The organism is Nakamurella aerolata (assembly GCF_013002705.1).
Lineage (GTDB): Bacteria > Actinomycetota > Actinomycetes > Mycobacteriales > Nakamurellaceae > Nakamurella > Nakamurella aerolata.
In genome coordinates this window covers 25692-45523 of record NZ_JABEND010000005.1, presented here as the reverse complement: position 1 = coordinate 45523, position 19832 = coordinate 25692, and the positions used below count along the sequence as shown (strand labels likewise).

Genomic DNA, 19832 nt, shown 5'->3' with positions numbered 1-19832 from the left:
TCGGGCGCGGGCAGGTCGGGCGTGAGCTCCCGGCAGCACGTCGGGCAACCGGGGGTCGGGGGTGGTCACGGGCAATCCCGGACGCTCATCCAGGCGGGCATGCCGAGCAGTCTGCATCACCGATTGAGAAAACTCAATCACTGTGCTGCCGGCGCGCTGCGTACCGTCCGGCGTGCTGCCTACAGTGAGGACATGACCGGCGGCCGGCCAGCACCCACCTCACCACGGGGCGACGAACGACGACCAGCGACCGACGCCGAGCGCAAAGCGCTGGCCAGCGTCACCCGGCTGCGCATCCTGCGGCTGTGCCTGTACGAGCCGCTCACCAACAAGCAACTGGCCGAACGGTTGGGCCGCAATCCGGCCTCGGTGCTGCACCACGTGCGCACGCTGGTGACCCAGGGATTTCTGCAGGCCGATCCGCCCCGCCGCGGGCCCCGCGGGTCCACCGAGGTGCCCTACCGCGCCACCGGCAAATCGTGGCGGCTGAGCACCGAACCGGACGGCAGCAACTCGATCCTGCGGGCGTTCTTCGACGAGGTGGCCGAGGTGCCGGAAACGTCGGTGGACACCGCCAGGCTCGGTCTGCAGCTCAGCCCCGAACATCGTGACGAGCTGGTCACCAGGATCTCCGCGCTGTTCAACGAGTTCGCCGGCCGCCCGCACGACCCGGACGGGGAGCGGATTTCGCTGTTTCTTGCGGTGTTCCCCGAACCGCGGTGACGCGATTGTCGTTGCGGACGCGCACGTCCGGCACGTGTACCTGAGCTGCCTCCAGTGGCGCCAAGCGGCGGATGCGGTGGGTTTTTCCGCCACTGGCGGCAGCTCAGGTCGAATCTCCGCCGGTCTGCCCGCGGAGAAATCGGGCTGAGATTCCGGTGCCGACGTGGCACCCTGGAAGGCCAGATGAGTGAACTCCCCGTATCAGCAGCAGACCGTCCAGCCTCGGATCGTCCGGAACCGGACGACGAAGGCCGCCGAGCGTCATTGTCGGATCGGAAAGTGTCGGACCGGGACGAGGACGCACCGGCCGAGCGGCCCGACGTCCACCCGGCGACGTTCACCAGAGGCACGGTCACCAGCGGCACGGTCACCAGAGGTGAGGAAGACCTTGCCGATCGTGCGGCGCTGCGCCGCGTCGCCGGTCTGTCGACGCAGCTCACCGACATCACCGAGGTCGAGTACCGCGAACTGCAGCTGGAACGGGTGGTGTTGGTCGGCATCTGGGGCGCCGACAGCGCCACCGCCGCAGCCGCGGACGCCTCGATGGCCGAACTTAGCCGACTCGCCGAAACCGCAGGGTCTGTGGTGCTGGACGCGGTGGTGCAGCGCCGCCGGCAGCCGGACGCCGCCACGTACATCGGGTCGGGCAAGGTCGCCGAACTCGCCGAGCTGGTGGCCGCCACCGGTGCCGACACGGTGATCTGCGACGGCGAGCTCAGCCCGGCCCAGCTGCGCAACCTCGAGCAGCGGCTGCGGGTCAAGGTGATCGACCGGACGGCTCTGATCCTCGACATTTTCGCCCAGCACGCCTCGTCCAAGGAGGGCAAGGCGCAGGTCGAGCTGGCGCAACTCAACTACTTCCTGCCGCGGTTGCGCGGTTGGGGCGAGGCGCTGTCCCGGCAGCAGGGCGGTCGGGTGTCCGGCGGCGCCGGTATGGGCTCCCGCGGCCCGGGTGAGACCAAGCTCGAGTTGGACCGCAGGCGCATCCACAAGCGCATCTCGCAGCTGCGCACCGACCTGTCGGCGATGCGAAAAGTTCGTGACACCAAGCGTTCTCGCAGACGTGCCCGCCAGGTACCGGCCGTGTCGATCGCCGGTTACACCAACGCAGGCAAGTCGTCGCTGCTGAACCGGCTGACCCGGGCCGGGGTACTGGTGCAGGACGCGCTGTTCGCCACCCTTGACCCGACCACTCGGCGCAGCCGCGCCGATGACGGCCGCGAGTTCACCCTGACCGACACGGTGGGTTTCGTCCGGCACCTGCCGCATCAACTGGTGGAGTCGTTCCGGTCGACTCTCGAAGAGGTCGCCGAGTCGGACCTGCTGCTGCACGTGATCGACGGCTCCGACCCGAACCCCGAGCAACAGGTCGCCGCCGTCCGCGAGGTGCTCGCCGACATCGACGCCGCCCAGGTTCCGGAAATCTTGGTGGTCAACAAGATCGACGCCGCCTCCGACGACGAGCTGCTGCGGCTGCGGCACCTGTTCCCCGATGCGGTGTTCTGCTCGGCCCGTACCGGCGCCGGGATCGACGAGCTGCGCGCGGTGATCGGCGAGCGGCTTCCCGACCCGGCGGTTCTGGTCGATGTGCTGGTCCCGTTCGACCAGGGGGCGCTGGTCGACCGCACCCACCGCGAGGGCACGGTGCTGCACCAAGACCACGAGGCCGGCGGAACCCGGCTCACCGCCAAGGTTCCGCAGGATCTGGCCGGCGCGCTGTCCGGTTACTCGACCGCCGCTCAGTGACCGGAGCGCACCGTCGCTCAGTGACCGGAGCGCACCGCCGCCGTCCTGGCGCGAGGTGCTCCGCTCGACCCATCCGCCGCGGCGTCGGCCCCGAACGCACTAGTGGCGGCGCACAGAGCCAGGGTGGGTCGCCAACCTCCACCGGAGTAGTGCAGTCCGGCGCCGACCGACGAGTCGCCGCGCCCCAGCAGCGCCGGTGGAGCCCAAGCAGTACCGCCGAAGCCGCGCTGTGCGGCGACCGTGCCGGTGCTGTGCGGCTTCGGTGAATGGTGTTGCCGTCGCTGCCCGCTCGGGCCACACAGCGTAGGCTGAGGCTCGACGTCCTGGTCATAGAAGCGACCTGAACTCTTGGAGGGACACATCATGGGCGGATTGTCCTGGTGGCACTGGTTGATCATTATCGCTGCGTTCATCCTGCTGTTCGGAGCCAAGAAGCTCCCGGACGCCGCTCGCGGTGTCGGCCGCTCGCTGCGCATCCTCAAGTCCGAGGTCGGTGCGATGCAGGACGACGACAGCCGCAAGTCCGCTGACGCCCAGCAGGCTGAAACGCCGCAGCTCACCGCTCCGCAACCGGTCCAGCCGACCCAGGCAGCGCCAGCTCAGGCGGCGCCGGCTCAGGCAGTGCCGGTGCAGCCGGTGCCGGCCAACACCGTGCAGCCGGCGACCCCCGCGCAGCTGCAGTACCAGCAGCCAGCGCAGCAGGTGCCGGTGCAGCAGCCCGTCGCCGAAGCGGTGCCGCAGGTGGCCCGTCCGGCGCAGCCCTACACTCCGGCGACCGCGGGCGATCAGCAGTTCAGCGACCCGAACCGCTCCGGCAGCTGAACCCCAGCGCCGCCGCTAGCTGGTAGGTAGCCGGCGAGTGCACTGTGCTCGGCCGCGTCGCCGCCCGGCCTGGTGGCCGCGATCGTCCACCGCCCTGACTCCGAGCCCGGTGCCGGCACATCGGTCGAGCGTCACCACCGCGTGATGGGCAAGGCACCGTCCGAGCGGGCAGATAGCGTGACGGCATGACCACCGCAGCGCAACCCGTTGGTGCCCACCTCGACAGTCCCGATCCGCTGGCGGCGGCGGCCGAACTCGGCGCGGACGCTGTCCAGTTCTTCCTCACCGAACCGCAGGGCTGGGTGGACCCGCCGGAACGTGATGACGCTGCCGCCTTCGCCAGCAGCGAGATCGCGGTGTTCATTCACGCGCCGTACCGCATCAACATCGCCTCGACCAACAACCGCATCCGCATCCCCAGCCGCAAGCTGCTGGCATCCCACGCGGCCGGCGCCGCCGCGATCGGCGCCCGTGGGCTGATCGTGCACGGCGGGCACGTCGGCGACAGTGACGATGCCGCCACCGGCTTCGACAACTGGCGAAAGTTCTTCGAACGGGCCGGGGAGCTGCCGGTACCGGTGCTCATCGAGAACACCGCCGGCGGCGACAATGCGATGGCCCGCACCCTTGACCAGATCGGCCGGCTGTGGGACGCGGTGGGGGAGTTCGGCGCCGGATTCTGCCTCGACACCTGCCATGCCTTCGCCGCCGGTATCGAGTTGGCACAAGCCATTGAGCAGATCAAGTCCATCACCGGCCGGATAGACCTGGTGCACGCCAATGGTTCTCGTGACCCGTTCGGTTCCACCCGCGACCGGCACGCCAACTTCGGCGGCCAACCGTTCGGCGCTGGCGCCGACAATCAGATCGACCCCGAACTGATCGGTGCAGTGGTGGCCGAGGCCGGTGCGCCGGCCATCGTGGAGACCGCACCGGCCGGGCAGCGCGCCGACATCGCGGCGGTCCGCGCCGCCCTGCACTGAGCCCGCGCGTGGCGGCGGCTCACACCTTGCGCAGTACCGCCACCACCCGACCCAGCACCGATGCCGCATCGCCAGGGATCGGGTCGAACGACGAGTTTGCCGGCAGCAGCCAGACGTGCCCGTCCACCCGCTTGAAGGTCTTCACGGTCGCCTCGCCGTCGAGCAGCGCCGCCACGATCTCGCCGTTCTCCGCGGTCTGGCGCTGCTGCACCACCACCCAGTCGCCATCGGTGATGGCCGCGTCGATCATGGAGTCGCCGACCACCTTGAGCAGGAAGTGACTGCCGTCGCCGACCAGCTCGCGGGGCAGCGGGAAGATGTCTTCGACGGCTTCCTCGGCGAGAATCGGCCCGCCCGCGGCGATCCGACCGACAACGGGAACATAGGCCGGTGTCGGATGCATCGCCACGCCGTGCTCGTTCATCTGCGGGACGGCCGGATCGAAATCGTCCGACGGCCGAACGTCGACCGCCCGTGGGCGGTTGCGGTCTTTCCGCAGCAGACCCTTGCGCTCCAACACGGCCAGCTGGTGCGCCACCGACGACGGTGACTTGAGACCGACCATCTCGCCGATCTCGCGGACGCTCGGCGGATACCCGCGGGTGGACACCGAGTCCCTGATCACCTTGAGCACCTTCTGCTGGCGCATGGTCAATGGGCGCTCGTGGCGGACGGTCTCACCTGCGGCGCGAGAGCCGCGGGTGGCGCCGGCGGGCGCAGCCTCGTCGTTGGACGTGCGCTTCTTTTCGGCCACGGTCTCTCTCCTCCGCTTACGGTCGGCCGGGCGGCCGACGCACATTCTGTGGGCTGCCACCGACAGTAATCCGCGCAAGGTCACGATTCAAACATGCGTTCGATCGACACGCCGATTTTTCTTCCCAATCCCGTCCTAGCTGTGTAAAACTTCGGGCATGTGTTCGATAGAACGCGCGTTCGATCAGCGTCGGAACGGGGAATCCACTGCGGTCGCTCAGTGGTGCCGCCCCGTGGGTGTCACCGTTCGCGGGGGAGTCGTTCGCTGTGCGCCGACCGCCTGCCGCGGCGTCGATGGAATCAACGCTCGCCGTTCGCTGTTCGTACAGGTGTGCGCGCGGCGTGCTTCGGGTCGCTGCCGTATCGACCGCACCGCTGTCACTGGGGTCACTGGCGTCACTGGCGTCACCGCCGTCACTGGCGTCACTGGCGTCACCAAGGTCGCCGCCGGCTGCGGGTACCTCGGCAGCGCAGCCCTCACGGCGCCCGGTGCGGTGCCGCAGCGGTCGCCTCGGGTGCCCGGCGTGAACGCCGGTCAGCGTCGTTTGTGCAGGTCAGGCACCACTGTCGGTGCCCAGTGTTGGACTACATCGCAGCAGGGGTACATCAGTTCGACCCTGGGTCTGGTCGCCGAGGCGGCCGGCACCAGGTCACTGCAGGAAAGGACAGTTCGATGACGGTCATCAGCCCTGGAAGGCTTTCCTCGCCGGCACGCTCGGGCCGGCGTTCGTCACAGGATTCGGCGCGCCCGGTGGGAAACCGATCCGTCGCGGTGCCGGCCAGCCGTCGCGCGGCGGACCCGCTGCGTCCTCGCGGTGCGGCCGCCGGTACCGGGCCGAGTTACGGTATCGCGACTGCGGTTCGGCCCCGGCCGGGGCGGCGGCGCGACGCCGGGTATCGGTACGGCTGCGAGGGCAGCGCGCCGGGAGCGGGTGTGCGGCTGCAGCGCTGGGCGCGGCTCACCGTCACCGTGACGGTCGTCTTCACCGCGGTCTGGCTCGGGACGCAGTGGCTCGGTGGCGGTTCCGCCGCCCCGGCTCCGGTGTCGGTGTCAACGGTCACCGTGCAGCCGGGGGAGTCGGTCTGGCAGATCGCCAGTCGGGTGGCGCCCGGTGCCGACACCAGGCAGGTGGTGCAGCAGATCCGCGATCTGAACGGCCTTGGCTCGGGTTCCGAGCTGGTTCCCGGCGTGCAGCTGTCGGTGCCGGCGGCCGGCTGAGGCGCCGGCGCAGCCGGCGGCTGGACGCGCGGCGAGTCGACGGGCGACACGCCAGCACAGGCTTGCGGACACCCAGGGGCAGGCTTAGAGTCACCCCTACATCTAGTAGTCACAACGGTGTAAGTTGTCCACAGGTTGGGTCAGACGCTGGATGGTTGTCCACCGAGTTGTCCCCACCGGGCTCGGCACGACGCCGTTGGTTGTCCACATCGATCCACACGAACCGGCCGCTCTGTCCACCGGAACTGCACCGGCGACTGAGCGCAAGCAGCAGGAGGTGATCACATGCGGTGTCCGTTCTGTCATCACGGCGATTCCAAAGTGATCGACTCCCGCGAGGTCGACGACGGCCAGACCATCCGTCGCCGCAGGTCGTGCCAGGACTGCCAACGCAGGTTCACCACCGTTGAAGAAGCGGTGCTGGCCGTCGTCAAACGCAGCGGCGTCACCGAGCCGTTCAGCCGCGGCAAGGTGATCGGCGGAGTCCGCCGGGCCTGCCAGGGCCGGCCGGTGGATGAGGACGCGCTGGCGCTGCTCGCCCAGACGGTGGAAGACACCGTGCGGGCATCAGGAGCCGCCGAGGTGCCGAGTCAAGAGATCGGGTTGGCCATCCTCGGGCCGCTGCGCGAGCTCGACGAGGTCGCCTATCTGCGCTTCGCCTCGGTGTACCGGGCCTTCACCAGCGCGGACGACTTCATCGCCGAGATCGTCTCGCTGCGCGCCGATCATCCGCCCGGTCCGCAGGCCGAACCGGCCGGCGCCGCCAGCGCCGATCCCGTCGCCGCCGGTCCCTGACCCGACAGCGCCGCCCCGGCCGGTCGGCCGCGCTGAACCTGGGACCGGCCACGGACCGCTCCACCGTCAACCGTCAGCACCTGCCAGCATCGCCAGCCATCCGACTACCCGACAGCCACAGCATCGATCTACCCCGACACCCGAGTCTTGCTCCGAAGGGATTCACCGTCATGACCGAAACCGTCAGCAACGGCGTCGCCGCCTCCACCGCAGGCACCGCCACCACCCCGACCGGCAAGGGCCTGACCCTGCAGCGGGTGTTCACCACCGCAGGTGTGCACCCCTACGACCAGGTGACCTGGCAGCGCCGCGACGTGGTGATGACGAACTGGCGGGACGGCAGCATCAACTTCGAGCAGCGCGGCGTCGAGTTCCCCGACTTCTGGTCGATCAATGCCACCAACATCGTCACCAGCAAGTACTTCCGCGGCGCCGTCGGCTCCGACACCAGGGAGTCCAGCCTCAAAGACATCATCGACCGGGTCGTCACCAAGTACACCGAGGCCGGCAAGGCCAACGGCTATTTCGCCACCGACACCGACGCCGAGATCTTCAACCACGAGCTCACCTGGATGCTGCTGCACCAGGTCTTCTCGTTCAACTCCCCGGTCTGGTTCAACGTCGGAACCGCGTCGCCGCAACAGGTTTCGGCCTGCTTCATCCTCGCGGTCGACGACACCATGGATTCCATCCTGAACTGGTACCGGGAAGAGGGCTTGATCTTCAAGGGCGGCTCGGGGGCCGGCCTCAACCTGTCCCGCATCCGCTCGTCCAAGGAGTTGCTGTCCTCCGGTGGCACCGCCTCGGGGCCGGTCAGCTTCATGCGGGGCGCCGACGCCTCCGCCGGCACCATCAAGTCCGGTGGCGCCACCCGCCGCGCCGCCAAGATGGTGGTGCTGGACGTCGACCACCCGGACATTGTCGAGTTCGTCGAGACCAAGGCAAAGGAAGAGAACAAGATCCGGGTGCTGCGCGACGCCGGATTCGACATGGACCTCGGCGGCGACGACATCGTCTCCGTGCAGTACCAGAACGCGAACAACTCGGTGCGCGTCTCCGACGAGTTCATGCGCGCCGTCGAGTCGGCCGGCGAGTTCGGTCTGCGCGGTCGCAAGACCGGTGAGGTGATCGACACCGTCGACGCGCAAGAGCTGTTCAACAAGATCACCACCGCCGCGTGGGAGTGCGCCGACCCCGGCATCCAGTACGACGACACCATCAACGACTGGCACACTTGCCCCGAGTCGGGTCGGATCAACGCGTCCAACCCGTGCAGCGAGTACATGCACCTGGACAATTCGTCCTGCAACCTCGCCTCGATGAACCTGCTGAAGTTCCTCGGCGACGACGGCGCTTTCGACGCCGACACGTTCGCCAAGGCCGTCGAGTTCGTCTTCACCGCGATGGACATCTCCATCTCCTTCGCCGACTTCCCGACCGACCCGATCGCCGAGACCACCCGCAACTACCGGCAGCTGGGCATCGGCTATGCGAACCTCGGTGCGCTGCTGATGGCCACCGGCCACGCGTACGACTCCGAGGGTGGCCGCAGCCTCGCCGCCGCCATCACCTCGCTGATGCAGGCCACCGCGTACAAGCGGTCCGCCGAGATGGCGGGCGTCGTCGGCCCGTACAACGGCTACGCCCGTAACGCAGACGGACACAAGCGGGTGATGCGCAAGCACGCCGCCGCGAACGACCAGATCCGTTTGGTGCCGGGCGAACTCGGCCGCGACGCCGCGCGGATCGGGACGCTCGCCGGCAAGGTGTGGGAGCAGACCCTCGCGCTGGGCGAGCGCAACGGCTACCGCAACGCCCAGGCGTCCGTGCTGGCCCCCACCGGCACCATCGGCCTGATGATGGACTGCGACACCACCGGCGTCGAACCCGACCTTGCGCTGGTCAAGTTCAAGAAGCTGGTCGGTGGCGGCTCCATGCAGATCGTCAACCAGACCGTACCGCGGGCGCTGAAAGCCCTTGGCTACCAGCCGGAACAGATCGAAGCCATCGTCGAGTACATCGCCGAGAACGGCCACGTTGTCGACGCCCCCGGCCTGCGTACCGAGCACTACGAGGTGTTCGACTGCGCGATGGGCGAGCGGTCGATCGCGCCGATGGGTCACGTGCGGATGATGGCCGCGGTGCAGCCGTTCATCTCCGGCGCTATCTCCAAGACCGTCAACATGCCGGAGTCTGCCACCGTCGAAGACGTCGCCGAGATCTACGCCCAGGGCTGGAAGCTGGGCCTGAAGGCGCTGGCCATCTACCGGGACAACTGCAAGGTCGGTCAGCCGCTGTCGGCCGCCAAGAACAACAAGGCAACCGAAACGGCCACCACCGAAACCGTTGCGGCGCCGGTGGAACCGGGCCAACCGGTGCGCCGACGGCTGCCGAAGAAGCGCCCGTCGCAGACGGTGTCGTTCACCGTCGGCGGCGCCGAGGGTTACCTGACCACCGGCAGCTACCCGGACGACGGGCTCGGCGAGATCTTCGTCAAGCTCGGCAAGCAGGGCTCGACGCTGGCCGGTGTGATGGACGCGTTCTCGCTGTCCATCTCGGTCGGGCTGCAGTACGGCATTCCGCTGGAGTTCTACGTCTCCAAGTTCCAGAACCTGCGCTTCGAACCCGCCGGCATGACGGACGACCCCGACATCCGGCTCGCCTCGTCGGTGATGGATTACCTGTTCCGTCGGATGGCGCTCGACTACCTGCCGCTGGACAAGCGCGCCGAACTCGGCATCTTCTCCGCCGAGGAGCGTGCCGCCCAGGTGAACGGCACCATCGCGGCGAACCCCGCTCCGGCCGCTTCCGACGACGACAACAACGACGACGCGGTGCAGGCCATGGCGGTCTCCGTCGACACCGGCGAGAAGCGCGCAGAGAACAAGGCCGCCGGTACCGAAGCGGTGGACGAGGCCGAGGGCCCGGCCGCCGCCGATGCCGCTGCCACTGTTGCCGGTGCCGCGACTCCCACGGGAGCCGCCGGCTCGTCCACCGAGGTGCTGGAGCTGGTGCTCGGCAAGTCGGCCGATGCCCCGCTGTGCTTCACCTGCGGTACCAAGATGCGCCCGTCCGGCTCCTGCTACCTGTGTGAAGGCTGCGGCTCCACCTCGGGCTGCAGCTGAGGTACTGCCGTTGCTCAGGTACCGCCGGGGCTGAGGTAGCCGGCGGCTGAGGAACTGCTGGGCCAAGCCGGCCCGGCCGGCACCGCCACTCGTCCGCGCCGCGGCCGGTCCCCGACACCGGCCGCGGCGCGGTCCTGCCTGCCTGCGGGCCCGTGACCGCCCTGGCGACCGGGGTCCCGATCGGTCGAGGGGGAAGGTCAGTTGCTGGTGGCGATCACCGGCATGATGGCGGCCGTCATCACTGCTGCGTTCATCGCCTGCACCGCCTTGGCCACCGCATCACCGGCCGGGGTGGATCGCACCACCTGCTCGATCCGATTGCCCAACTGCCGGCCGTTGGCGCCTCCGGACTCCTGCTTCAGCACGTACCGTGCCACCTGCAGCCCCTGCAGCACACTCAACAACGTGCTGTCGGCGACGGTCGGTGGCGTGCTGCCGGCCAGCACCGCGGCCAGCCTGGCGCGCAGCTGCTGCTCGGGCATCGGGTTCAGCACCGGGGTGCGCTCGCGTCCCATGCCCAGAAAGCCCTTGCCGCCCAGCTCGACGATCCCGGCCGCGGCCAGCGATTCGGCGACCCGCTGCTCGGGATTCAACGAGTTCTTGGTGATCAGCGACCGGAGTTTGTCGCCGTCGCGATCGGCCAGCTGGGCCAGCCCGGGATCGAGCACCGGGTTGCCGGTCGGCTGGGTGGACAGCACGCGCAGCCGCGGTTGCTTGTCGTCGGTCAAGCCGAGCCGCCCGGCCAGCATCAGGTCCGTGATCATGGCGGCGGTGAGCCCGTAGCCGGTGGCGGTGCCGTACCGCTCCAGCCGGCCCTCGTCATTGCGCAGCAACAGGAACAGTTCCTCGGTGATCAGCGGCATGGCCCGAGTCTACGAGCGTGCACCCGCCCACCCCCGTGGCCGATGCAACCAGCGACAGTTCCGGTGCGTCGCATGATGGACAGGAGCGCACCGCCACGGCATACCCACTCTGCTGCGCGGGACGGGCTCGTCAGGAGAGGGCGATGATCGACAACGCATCCGGAAGCGACGGGTGGCAGGCCTCAGACCTCGGCGACGGTCTCTACCTGCCGCCGCCCGGCGACGGCTACCCGATGCACCCGCCGCCCGCAGCGCCCGCCGACACCGGCGCCACCCCGGCTGCCCCGCAGCCGGACGCCTACTCCGGCGCCCCGCCCGGTGCGTTCCCCGCCGCTCCGTACCCGCTGGTGTGGCTCTCGTCAGAGCCCGGGGCGCCGTGGCGCGGCTACGGCCCGCCGCCCAGCGCCTACCCCTACCAGTCGCCCTATTACCCGGCCGGGCCACGACCGGCCAACAACCTTGGGGTGGGCGGGTTCGTCTGCGGCTTGCTCGGAGTCATCGGCTGGTGGGCACCAGTGGTCGGGCTGGTGCTGGGGGTCCTCGGTGTGGTGCTGTCGGCGTCGGGGTTGGTGTCTGCCAACCGCACCGGCAGCGGGCGCGGGCTGGCCATCGCCGGGCTGGTTCTCGGCATCATCGCGGTGCCGATGGCCCTGCTCATGACGGTCCTGCTGGTCAGTTACGGCAGCATCTGGGGCTGACCGCACCAGACCGGCGGCTGGCCGGCGGGTTGTCGGCGCCTTGTCGGCCGGCGGTGAACCTACCGCGGGACCGCGTGCCGGCACCTGGTCGTATGTTGATCGCATGACGTCACGCTCGATCACCGAGATCTCCAACTCCCTGATTCCCAAGATCGCCGAGCACAGCCCGATCTATGCCACCTACCTCGGGGTGCCCGGCCACGACGACAAGCTCGACGACCTGTCACCGGCCGGGCGCAAGGCCGAGGCCGACATGGTGGCCGAAGTGATCGCCGAGGCCAGCGCCGTCGAGCCGGCCGACGATGCCGAGCGGTTGGCGAAAGACGTTCTGCTGGAACGTCTTCAGGTCACCAAAGACCAGTACGACAGCGGTTGGACTCTCGCCGATCTGAACGTCATCGCCTCACCGGTGCAGAACATCAGGCAGATCTTCGACCTGATGCCGCACGAGACCGACGAGCAGCGCGGCACGCTGGCTCGCCGCATGCAGGCCGTGCCGGGAGCGTTGGCCGGCTATCGGCAGAGCCTGGCGAGCGCCGCCGCCGACGGCAAAGTCGTTGCCCGGCGCCAGGTTCAGGCGTGCATCACGCAATGTGAGGTGTTCGCCGGCGGTACCGAACCTGGCTTCTTCGCCGAGCTCGCCGGCAAGGCCGGCGCCGGCGACGGCAGCGCCGTCGGGCAGGAGCTGACCGCGGGAGCGACGGCGGCGTCGTCGGCGTACGCCGACCTCGCCCGGTTCCTCACCGACGAACTGCTGCCGAAAGCGCCCGAGAAGGACGCCGTCGGGCGGGAGCGGTACGCGCTGGAGTCACGCTCGTTCCTCGGCGCGACCGTCGACCTGGAAGAGAGCTACCGGTGGGGTTGGCAGGAGTTCCTGGCAATCGAGGCCGAGCTGCGTGAGGTCGCGGCGCGGATCGCGCCGGGGGAGAGTGACCCGCACGCAGCGGCCGACAAGCTGGACGACGACCCGGCGTATCAGGTGCGCGGCAAAGACGGTCTGCAGCAATGGATGCAGCAGTTGTCCGACTCCGCCGTTGAGGAGTTGTCCAAGACACACTTCGACGTCCAGGGCCCGATGCGCACACTGGCCTGCAGCATCGCCCCGCCCGGCGGCGGCGTCGGCGCCTACTACACCGGCCCGACCGACGACTTCTCCCGGCCCGGCACCATGTGGTGGTCGGTGGAGGAGGGCCGCGAGGTGTTCTCCACCTGGCGCGAGACGACAACCGTTTACCACGAAGGTGTTCCGGGGCATCACCTGCAGATCGCCACCGCCGTCGCGGCCAAGGATCAGCTGAACGACTTCCAGCGGCTGATCGCCGGTACCTCGGGGCACGCCGAAGGTTGGGCGCTGTATGCCGAGCGGTTGGTTCGCGAGCTCGGTTACCTGGACGACGACGGTGACCTGCTCGGCATGCTGGACGCGCAGCTGTTCCGCGCGGCCAGGGTGGTCGTCGACATCGGCATGCACCTCGAGCTGGAAATCCCTGAAGGCACCGGCTTTCACGAGGGGGAGCGCTGGACGCCTGAGCTCGGCCTCGAGTTCCTGCTGACCCGTACCATCAGCGATCCGGCCCACGCCCGTGACGAGATCGACCGTTACCTCGGCTGGCCGGGGCAGGCGCCGGCCTACAAGCTGGGCGAGCGGGTCTGGCTGACCGGCCGGGACAATGCGCGACGTCGACACGGAGAGGCCTTTGATCCCAAGGCTTTCCACACCGCAGCGCTGCGCGCCGGCGGCATGGGACTTGATCCGCTCGCGGCGCTGCTCGACACCCTCTGACCCGAAACCGTCACGGGCGGCGGCATGCTGACCGTGGGCGTCACGGCGCCAGCGGTAGGGTGCGGCCGAGCACCCCGAATGGGCGCGGGTCGCCGGTGAAGTGATAGTGCCGCAACACATCTCGGAAGCCGAGCCGGCGGTAGAGCCGCCATGCCCGGTTCTCCGCCTCCGGTGTCGACAGCAGCACCAGCGGTTCGGTGCGACCGGCCAGAAAGTCGCGGAGCACCCGCTCGCCGAGGCCGGCGCCCTGCCGATCCGGCCGGACGTGCAGCTCGGTGAGCTCGGCGTACCGTTCCGCGCCGGTCAGCCAGCTGTCCGCCTGGGTGGCGGTGAGCCCGCGGCGCACCTCCTCGTGCCACCACTGGCCCGCTGAGCCGGTGTAGCCGTAACCGAAGGCCACCGGCACCCGCGGCGGTTCGAAGGCCACAACACAGCTGAACCCTGGACGCCGGCTGTGGTCGATCCAAAGTCGGCGCCGGCCGGTTCCGGTGCCGATCGGGTAGCGCATCGCGGCGACGTAGATGTCGAGCAGATCGTCACAGATGGCCTCGAACTCGTATCCGCTCAGCGCCCGCAGCACCGGTGGGCCGGCGGTGCCGGATGGATCAGCGCGGCGGCCTTGGGTAGGGACAGCGGGATGAGGCCGGTCGCCGCCCGCGGTGCCGCGCCGATCCGCCGGGGCGGCGCTGTCGGTGTGCTCGACGACCATGCCTCTCATCAGACCATGCCCGATCGCGGGCCGGGCTTTGCCACCGCCGGAAGGGCCGCCGGAGGGGCCGCCGGAAGGGGCACTGTCGGACCCCGCTCCTAGCATCGAACCCATGTTCGACAGCGGACGGAGTTCCGGGCCGCGGAGAGGAGCACAACGATGACAGAAGTGATCAGCAGAGCCACCGCGACCAGCGGTGCCGCAGCGATCAACAGGGCCGCGATCAACACAGCAGCGATCAGTAGAGCAGCGACCAACGCCCCGGCGGCCGGCACCCCGGCGATCAACCCGGCGCCGGAGCCGGCTTCGGGACCGCCGCCGAAAGCTGGGCGCAGGCCCGGCGTTGCACCACGGCGCCCGGTCGGCTCACACCCGACGTCCCGGCGGGAGCCGCGTCGGTTCCCGCCGGTCGGTCGGCAGGCGCAGGGGCTGCTCGGCGACGCCGGCCGCGGGCTGGGCCAGGCCATGCGCGCCGACTCCGCCGGCGAGAGGTACGCGGCTGCCCATCTGGCAGCCTTGCGCGCGGCGGCGGCGTTGTTGGCGACCAGGGCCCGTCCCGGGCGTGGCCGGATCGGCAATGCCTGGGATCTGTTGGCTCGAGTGGCACCCGATCTGGCGGAATGGGCGGCGTTCTTTGCCGCCGGTGCGAGCAAACGCCAGCTGGCCGAGTCCGGGATCACCCGCACCATCGGCGCCAGAGAAGCCGACGACATGCTGCGGCAGGCGGCCGAGTTCCTCGAACTGGTGGAGGTGCGGATGGGTCCTGAACGCGGCTGAGCACGCATACCCCGCCCACCCCAGCGGCCGGGCCGGCAGCATGCTGCCGCCGGTCTTGTTCGGCGTGGCCGAGTTCGACGGTGGCCTTGCCCGGCTGTGGTCTGGTGCGGCGGTGGCCTTGCCCGGCTGTGGTCTGGTGCGGCGGTGGCCTTGCCCGGCTGTGGTCTGGTGCGGCTGTGCTCTCGTGCGGCTGTTCGGCCGTGGCGTCAGCGGCGCTTGCCCGAGCGCAGCAACCGGTCCAGCAGTGCGTCGAACATGCCGGCGATCTCGCGGGCACCCGGCGTCGGCCATTCGTGGATCGGCACCGCGGCGCCCTGGGCCTGCTGCACCGCTGAACGGTCGGGCAGCACCGGCCGCAACACCAGCGGGCCGAACAGATCACGCAGCTCCGCCAGCCGGAAGTCGTGTTCGGTGGATCGCGGGCGAACCCGGTTGATCACCACGCCCAGCGGCTGCAGGGTCGGACGGTGCGCCGTCCGCTCGGCCTGCACCGCCTCCAGGGCGCGCTGCACGCCGGTCACGGCATACAGCGACGGCTCGGTCACCAACACCGCGCGGTCGCTCGCCACCAGCGCGCTGCGGGTCAGCTGACCGAGCGACGGCGGGCAGTCGATCAGCACCAGCTCGGGTTCGTCCGGCAATTTGCTCAGCGCCGTGGCCAGCCGTGACAACCGCTTGGACCCGGGGTCAGGGTGGTTGTGCGCCTCCACATGCTCGCTGCCGGCCAGCAGCCGCAGCTCCGGCCCCCACGAGGTGGTCAGCAGCGCATCGGCCACCACCCCGCGCTTGGGGGAGGCCAGGACGTCGGCGACGGTGGCCAGCACGGTCTCGGCCGTCGGTGCGCCGGGCTGACCCTGCCACCAGCCGGCATCGCCGGCGGCGTCACTGTCCGCCGCGTCGGCGCCCTTGCGGCCGGCGCCCCGGGCCGCGCCGGAATCTGCCGCCTTGCCGGTGCCGCCCGCGCCGGGCTCATCGCCCGGCCGGCGGGTCGTCCGGCCGTCGGCGGCCTTCCGGCCGGACGCCGCTGCCCTGGAACCCTCGGCACCCGACGTCTTGCCGCCCGCTGCTGTGGCACCGGACGCTGTGCCGCCGACCGTCTGCGCCGTCGAAGACTCCGCCCTCGAAGACTCCGACTTCGGCGACCCGGCGCTGGGCGCCCCGGCCCTTGACGCCTCGGCCCTTGACTGCCGCTTCCGGCGCCCCACCGGCAGCGACGGATCGTGCTCGGGGGCCAGCGTGGCGCTGGCGTTGGCCTGCGGGTCCAGATCGACCAACACGGTCCGGACGCCGCGGTGCACGGCCGCGGACGCCAGCCCCAACGCCACCGTCGTCTTGCCGACGCCACCTTTGAGACTGAGCACGCTCGCAACCACCACACGGACAAGATATCGGGCGCCGGATGCGCACCCGCCGAGTGCGTCTGCGGCACCGGCGTCGGCGGCCGTCGATAGGCTGCTGGCATCAGCTGTCCGGAAGGAGGTGCCCGCCCCAGCATGGCCGCCAACCAACCACCGCCGACCATCGACCCGAGCGGCGGCGTCCCCTCGCCGGCACCCGTCCCGGCTGGCACCGCTGACCCGGCTGGCACCGCTGACCCGGCTGGCACCGCTGACCCGGCTGGCACTGCCCCCGGGGATCTCGCCGCCTCGCGAGTCCCGCGCGGGCCGGCCGCCACCGGTGCCGAATCCAGTGCTGACCGGGACGCTGCCGTGGGCGACCCGGTCGCTGCCACCCTGCGGGCGTTGCTCGCCGGCCGAAGCAACGCCCGTGTCATCGATGTGGGCGGTGGCAGCGGCAGCCTCACCGTCCCGCTGGCGGTCGCCGGCTGCCAGGTCACCGTTGTCGACCCGTCGATCGACGCGCTGGCCATCCTGCGCCGCCGCGCCGCCGAGGCCGGCGTCGCCGACCGCGTGGTGGCCGTGCAGGCCGACCTCGATGCGCTCGAATCCGCGGTCGGGAACGCCGACGCCGATCTGGTGTTGTGCCATCGCGTCCTCGAATCGGTCGACTCGCTCGAGCGAGTTCCGCCCGCGCTCGCCGCCCTCGCCGGATGCCTCGCGCCCACCGGGGCACTGTCGCTGCTGGTGCCGGGCCGGCCCGCGGCCGTCCTCGCGATGGCGCTGGCCGGCCGCTTCGAAGACGCGATGGCGGTCCACGCCAGCCCCGACGGTCGCTATGGCGCTGCCGATCCGCTGCGGGTGCGGTTCGACATCGACCGTCTCAGCGAGTTGCTGGCCGCCGCCGGATTGCGGGTGACCAGCGCGAACGGCATCGGCGTGGTGTCCGGGCTGCTGCCCGGCGCCATCCTGCAGGCCCGGCCGGACGGCAGGCGCGCCCTCGCCGGTCTGGAAGCGCAGCTGTCCACCAGCCCGCCGCTGCGCGAGCTGGCCGCCGAGCTGCACATCATCGCCGTCCCCGCGCAGCAGTAGCCGGGGGAGCGGGACCATGGGTCAGAGCGCCGGTTCCAGGGTCGTCACCACCGACCTCGCCGCGGTCGACGACGCCGCCTGCACCGTGCTGCACGTCGACATGGACGCCTTCTTCGCCTTCGTCGAGTTGCGGCGCCGCCCGGAATTGCGGGGCGTCCCGATGATGGTGGCCGGCGACAGCGGCGGCCGCGGCGTGGTGTTGTCGGCCAGCTACGAGGCCAGGGTCGCCGGCATCCGCTCCGGCATGCCGACCGGGCGCGCCGTCCGGCTGTGCCCGCACGTGGTGGTGGTGCCGCCAGATCAGCAGCTGTACCGCGAGGTCTCCACAGAGGTGATGGCGATCTTCGCCGACGTCACCCCGCTGGTGGAGCCGCTGAGCGTCGACGAGGCGTTCCTGGACGTCGCCGGCGCCAGACGCAGCTCCGGTCGGCCCGCGGAGATCGCCGCCCGCCTGCGGCAGCGCATCAGCGACGAGCTGCAGCTCACCGCCACCGTCGGTGTCGCCCCGAACAAATTCGTCGCCAAACTGGCGTCCGGCCTGGCCAAACCGGACGGGTTGTTGGTGGTGCCGCCCGACCAGATGCTGGGGCTGCTGCACCCGCTCGGCGTGCGCGCGCTCTGGGGCGTCGGTCCCAAAGCGGAAAAGTCTTTGCACGCCTTGGGTTTCACCACCGTCGGCGACATCGCCGGCGCCGACCCGCAGTGGCTGCGCCGGCGGCTGGGCAGCGCCATCGGCAGCAAGCTCTACGAGCTGGCCTGGGCCAGGGACGACCGTCCCGTCACGCCGATGGTCGCCGAGCAGTCGATCGGCGCCGAGACCACCTTCGCCACCGACACCGCCGACGCCGACTTTCTCGGCAGGACGCTGCTGGGGTTGGCCGACCGCACCGCGCGGCGGGCCAGGGCGGCCGGACTGCGGGGCCGGACGGTCGGCCTGAAACTGCGCTTCGCCGATTTCACCACCGTCACCAGGGCGATCACCCTGCCCACCCCGACCGACCTGGGCGCCGAGCTGTACACCGCCGCCGCCGGGCTGTTGAACCGGCTCGACCTCAGCCCAACGGTTCGGCTGATCGGCATCCGGCTGGAAGGGCTGACCGAGGCCGCCCAGCACGAGCAACAACTCAGTTTCGACGAGCTCGCCGCTGGGCCGGCGGGCGACGGTCGCGGTGGCGAGGGCAGCGCCGCTGCGGCGGCGAGGGGCACCGAACGGGTGCGGCAGGCCGAGACCACCATCGACGCGATCAGCGCCCGGTTCGGCGCCAGCGCTGTTCGTCCGGCCAGCCTGATCCGGCCAGCAGGTCACGCCGAGCCGACCGAGAACCGGCGTTGACGGGGTTGTTATCCAGCGGTCTTGGCCAAGCACTGGTAGCTCAGCGGCTTCCCTCGTATCCTGAACGTAGGTGGCCATCAGCCACCGTCAGCCAGACCGACCACGGGGGCGCGTTCCCCGGGCGGGAGCCGACCAATCCGGCCCACGGGCCCCGGTGCTGCAGGAGGAGCCATGCCGCTCTCCGAGCACGAGCAGCGCATGCTCGACCAGATCGAACGCGCGCTCATCGAAGACGACCCCAAGTTCGCCACCAGCGTGAATGTCACGCGCATCCGGCGGCGGCGGCCGATCATCGCCGGTGCGGTGTTCATCGCCGGCATCGTGTGCCTGGTGGTCGGCGTGATCGCCACCCAGTCGCTGCTGGCCCTCGGCGTGGTGGTGTCGGTGCTCGGCTTCCTCGGCATGGTCACCGGTGTCGGCCTGTTCGTCTTCGGTCTGCCCGGTCGCGGCAAGATCGCCGCCGTCCCCGAACCGGACGACGACAATTCAACCCCAGCCACCTCTTCGTCGCTGTCGCAGCGCATGGAGGAGCGGCTGCGTCGCCGCTTCGACCAAGAATCCTGACCTGCTCGGGATCCTGACCCGCTCGGATTCCTGACTCGCTCGCGCTGCCGGCATGCTGTCCGCGAGCGCACTTCCACCCGACGGCCGTGAGCACCGTCCCGTTGAACACGCCGACATCGAGCACCGCGACCTCAAGCACCGCGACTCAAGCATCGCGACATTGAGCATCGCGAACTTCGAGCACCACGACGTCGAGTACCGCGACCTCGAGCATCGCGACATTGAGCATCGCGACATCGAGCACTGCGCGACTCGACGGCCCCGTGTAGAAGACCCCCGATCTCCGGCGGCGCACCACGCCGCACTCTGAACGTCAAGCTCAGGTAGAGCTCGCGTGCAATCTGCTCCGGCCCCGCGCACGATCACAACCCTTCAGCACGATCACAACCCGTTCAGTACATCGCAACCGTTTCAGTGCGCTGAAACGGTTGTGCCGTACCGAAAGAGTTGTGATCGCGGGGTCCGCGGAGGGTCGGCTCGGGGCAAGAGCGGCGGAGGGTCGCGCGAGGT

The 19832-nt window shown here is 70.1% G+C and carries 17 protein-coding genes and 1 pseudogene; 14 read left to right on the top strand and 4 right to left on the bottom strand.

The genetic code is table 11. From position 1 onward, the window contains the following. Positions 1 to 192 precede the first annotated feature (192 nt). From HKD39_RS10195 to HKD39_RS10180, 4 genes and pseudogenes are all read left to right on the top strand, one after another. Positions 193 to 723 carry an ArsR/SmtB family transcription factor gene (locus HKD39_RS10195; protein ID WP_171199776.1) on the top strand — a complete coding sequence of 177 codons (531 nt, stop codon included), beginning with the start codon at positions 193 to 195 and terminating at the stop codon, positions 721 to 723. A 279-nt stretch (positions 724 to 1002) separates the two neighbouring features. Further along, positions 1003 to 2469 (top strand): GTPase HflX, encoded by a 1467-nt coding sequence (gene hflX / locus HKD39_RS10190; protein ID WP_425488441.1) that lies wholly within the window; start codon positions 1003 to 1005, stop codon positions 2467 to 2469. Between the two features lie 363 nt (positions 2470 to 2832). Continuing rightward, a pseudogene (gene tatA, locus HKD39_RS20480) lies at positions 2833 to 3201 on the top strand (Sec-independent protein translocase subunit TatA); the annotation flags it as partial. Positions 3202 to 3476: 275 nt separating this feature from the next. Continuing rightward, positions 3477 to 4274, top strand: a complete 798-nt coding sequence (locus tag HKD39_RS10180; protein WP_171199773.1) for a deoxyribonuclease IV — start codon at positions 3477 to 3479, stop codon at positions 4272 to 4274. A gap of 19 nt (positions 4275 to 4293) precedes the next feature. Here HKD39_RS10180 and lexA read toward each other — a convergent pair whose 3' ends face one another. Continuing rightward, the gene (gene lexA / locus HKD39_RS10175; protein WP_171199964.1) at positions 4294 to 5073 is read right to left on the bottom strand and encodes a transcriptional repressor LexA; all 780 of its coding nucleotides are present in this window, start codon (positions 5071 to 5073) and stop codon (positions 4294 to 4296) included. Between the two features lie 888 nt (positions 5074 to 5961). Here lexA and HKD39_RS10170 point away from each other — a divergent pair. The 3 genes from HKD39_RS10170 to HKD39_RS10160 all read left to right on the top strand — a co-directional run bounded on the left by HKD39_RS10170 (position 5962) and on the right by HKD39_RS10160 (position 10166). Continuing rightward, a complete protein-coding gene (locus HKD39_RS10170) occupies positions 5962 to 6246 on the top strand; it encodes a LysM peptidoglycan-binding domain-containing protein (RefSeq protein WP_171199772.1) in 285 nt (94 codons plus the stop codon). A gap of 285 nt (positions 6247 to 6531) precedes the next feature. Then, positions 6532 to 7041, top strand: a complete 510-nt coding sequence (nrdR, locus tag HKD39_RS10165; RefSeq protein ID WP_171199771.1) for a transcriptional regulator NrdR — start codon at positions 6532 to 6534, stop codon at positions 7039 to 7041. Between the two features lie 170 nt (positions 7042 to 7211). Further along, positions 7212 to 10166, top strand: coding sequence for a vitamin B12-dependent ribonucleotide reductase (locus tag HKD39_RS10160; protein WP_171199770.1), 2955 nt, complete (start codon positions 7212 to 7214; stop codon positions 10164 to 10166). A 197-nt stretch (positions 10167 to 10363) separates the two neighbouring features. On the opposite strand, the gene HKD39_RS10155 is transcribed toward HKD39_RS10160, so the two are convergent. Then, positions 10364 to 11029: a GOLPH3/VPS74 family protein gene (locus HKD39_RS10155; RefSeq protein ID WP_171199769.1), complete on the bottom strand. Its 666-nt coding sequence runs from the start codon at positions 11027 to 11029 to the stop codon at positions 10364 to 10366. Between the two features lie 143 nt (positions 11030 to 11172). On the opposite strand from HKD39_RS10155, the gene HKD39_RS10150 reads away from it, so the two are divergent. Both HKD39_RS10150 and HKD39_RS10145 read left to right on the top strand, forming a co-directional pair. Then, positions 11173 to 11727 (top strand): hypothetical protein, encoded by a 555-nt coding sequence (locus tag HKD39_RS10150; protein WP_171199768.1) that lies wholly within the window; start codon positions 11173 to 11175, stop codon positions 11725 to 11727. A gap of 103 nt (positions 11728 to 11830) precedes the next feature. Next, complete coding sequence (locus tag HKD39_RS10145) at positions 11831 to 13510, top strand: DUF885 domain-containing protein (protein ID WP_171199767.1); 1680 nt, start codon at positions 11831 to 11833, stop codon at positions 13508 to 13510. 40 nt (positions 13511 to 13550) lie between these two features. On the opposite strand, the gene HKD39_RS10140 is transcribed toward HKD39_RS10145, so the two are convergent. Continuing rightward, the gene (locus tag HKD39_RS10140) at positions 13551 to 14228 is read right to left on the bottom strand and encodes a GNAT family N-acetyltransferase (protein WP_212754409.1); all 678 of its coding nucleotides are present in this window, start codon (positions 14226 to 14228) and stop codon (positions 13551 to 13553) included. 150 nt (positions 14229 to 14378) lie between these two features. On the opposite strand from HKD39_RS10140, the gene HKD39_RS18790 reads away from it, so the two are divergent. Next, a complete protein-coding gene (locus tag HKD39_RS18790) occupies positions 14379 to 14996 on the top strand; it encodes an SAV_6107 family HEPN domain-containing protein (protein ID WP_212754408.1) in 618 nt (205 codons plus the stop codon). Between the two features lie 206 nt (positions 14997 to 15202). Here the strand turns inward: HKD39_RS18790 and HKD39_RS10130 are convergent, their stop codons facing one another. Continuing rightward, positions 15203 to 16357 carry a ParA family protein gene (locus HKD39_RS10130; RefSeq protein ID WP_425488440.1) on the bottom strand — a complete coding sequence of 385 codons (1155 nt, stop codon included), beginning with the start codon at positions 16355 to 16357 and terminating at the stop codon, positions 15203 to 15205. 132 nt (positions 16358 to 16489) lie between these two features. On the opposite strand from HKD39_RS10130, the gene HKD39_RS10125 reads away from it, so the two are divergent. The 4 genes from HKD39_RS10125 (at position 16490) to HKD39_RS10110 (ending at position 19632) form a co-directional block, all read left to right on the top strand. Then, positions 16490 to 17425, top strand: coding sequence for a class I SAM-dependent methyltransferase (locus HKD39_RS10125; protein WP_171199765.1), 936 nt, complete (start codon positions 16490 to 16492; stop codon positions 17423 to 17425). Between the two features lie 16 nt (positions 17426 to 17441). Further along, complete coding sequence (gene dinB, locus HKD39_RS10120) at positions 17442 to 18758, top strand: DNA polymerase IV (RefSeq protein WP_171199764.1); 1317 nt, start codon at positions 17442 to 17444, stop codon at positions 18756 to 18758. Between the two features lie 171 nt (positions 18759 to 18929). Next, a complete protein-coding gene (locus tag HKD39_RS10115) occupies positions 18930 to 19322 on the top strand; it encodes a DUF3040 domain-containing protein (protein WP_171199763.1) in 393 nt (130 codons plus the stop codon). 52 nt (positions 19323 to 19374) lie between these two features. After that, positions 19375 to 19632, top strand: a complete 258-nt coding sequence (locus HKD39_RS10110) for a hypothetical protein (RefSeq protein WP_171199762.1) — start codon at positions 19375 to 19377, stop codon at positions 19630 to 19632. The last annotated feature ends 200 nt before the right edge of the window (positions 19633 to 19832 follow it).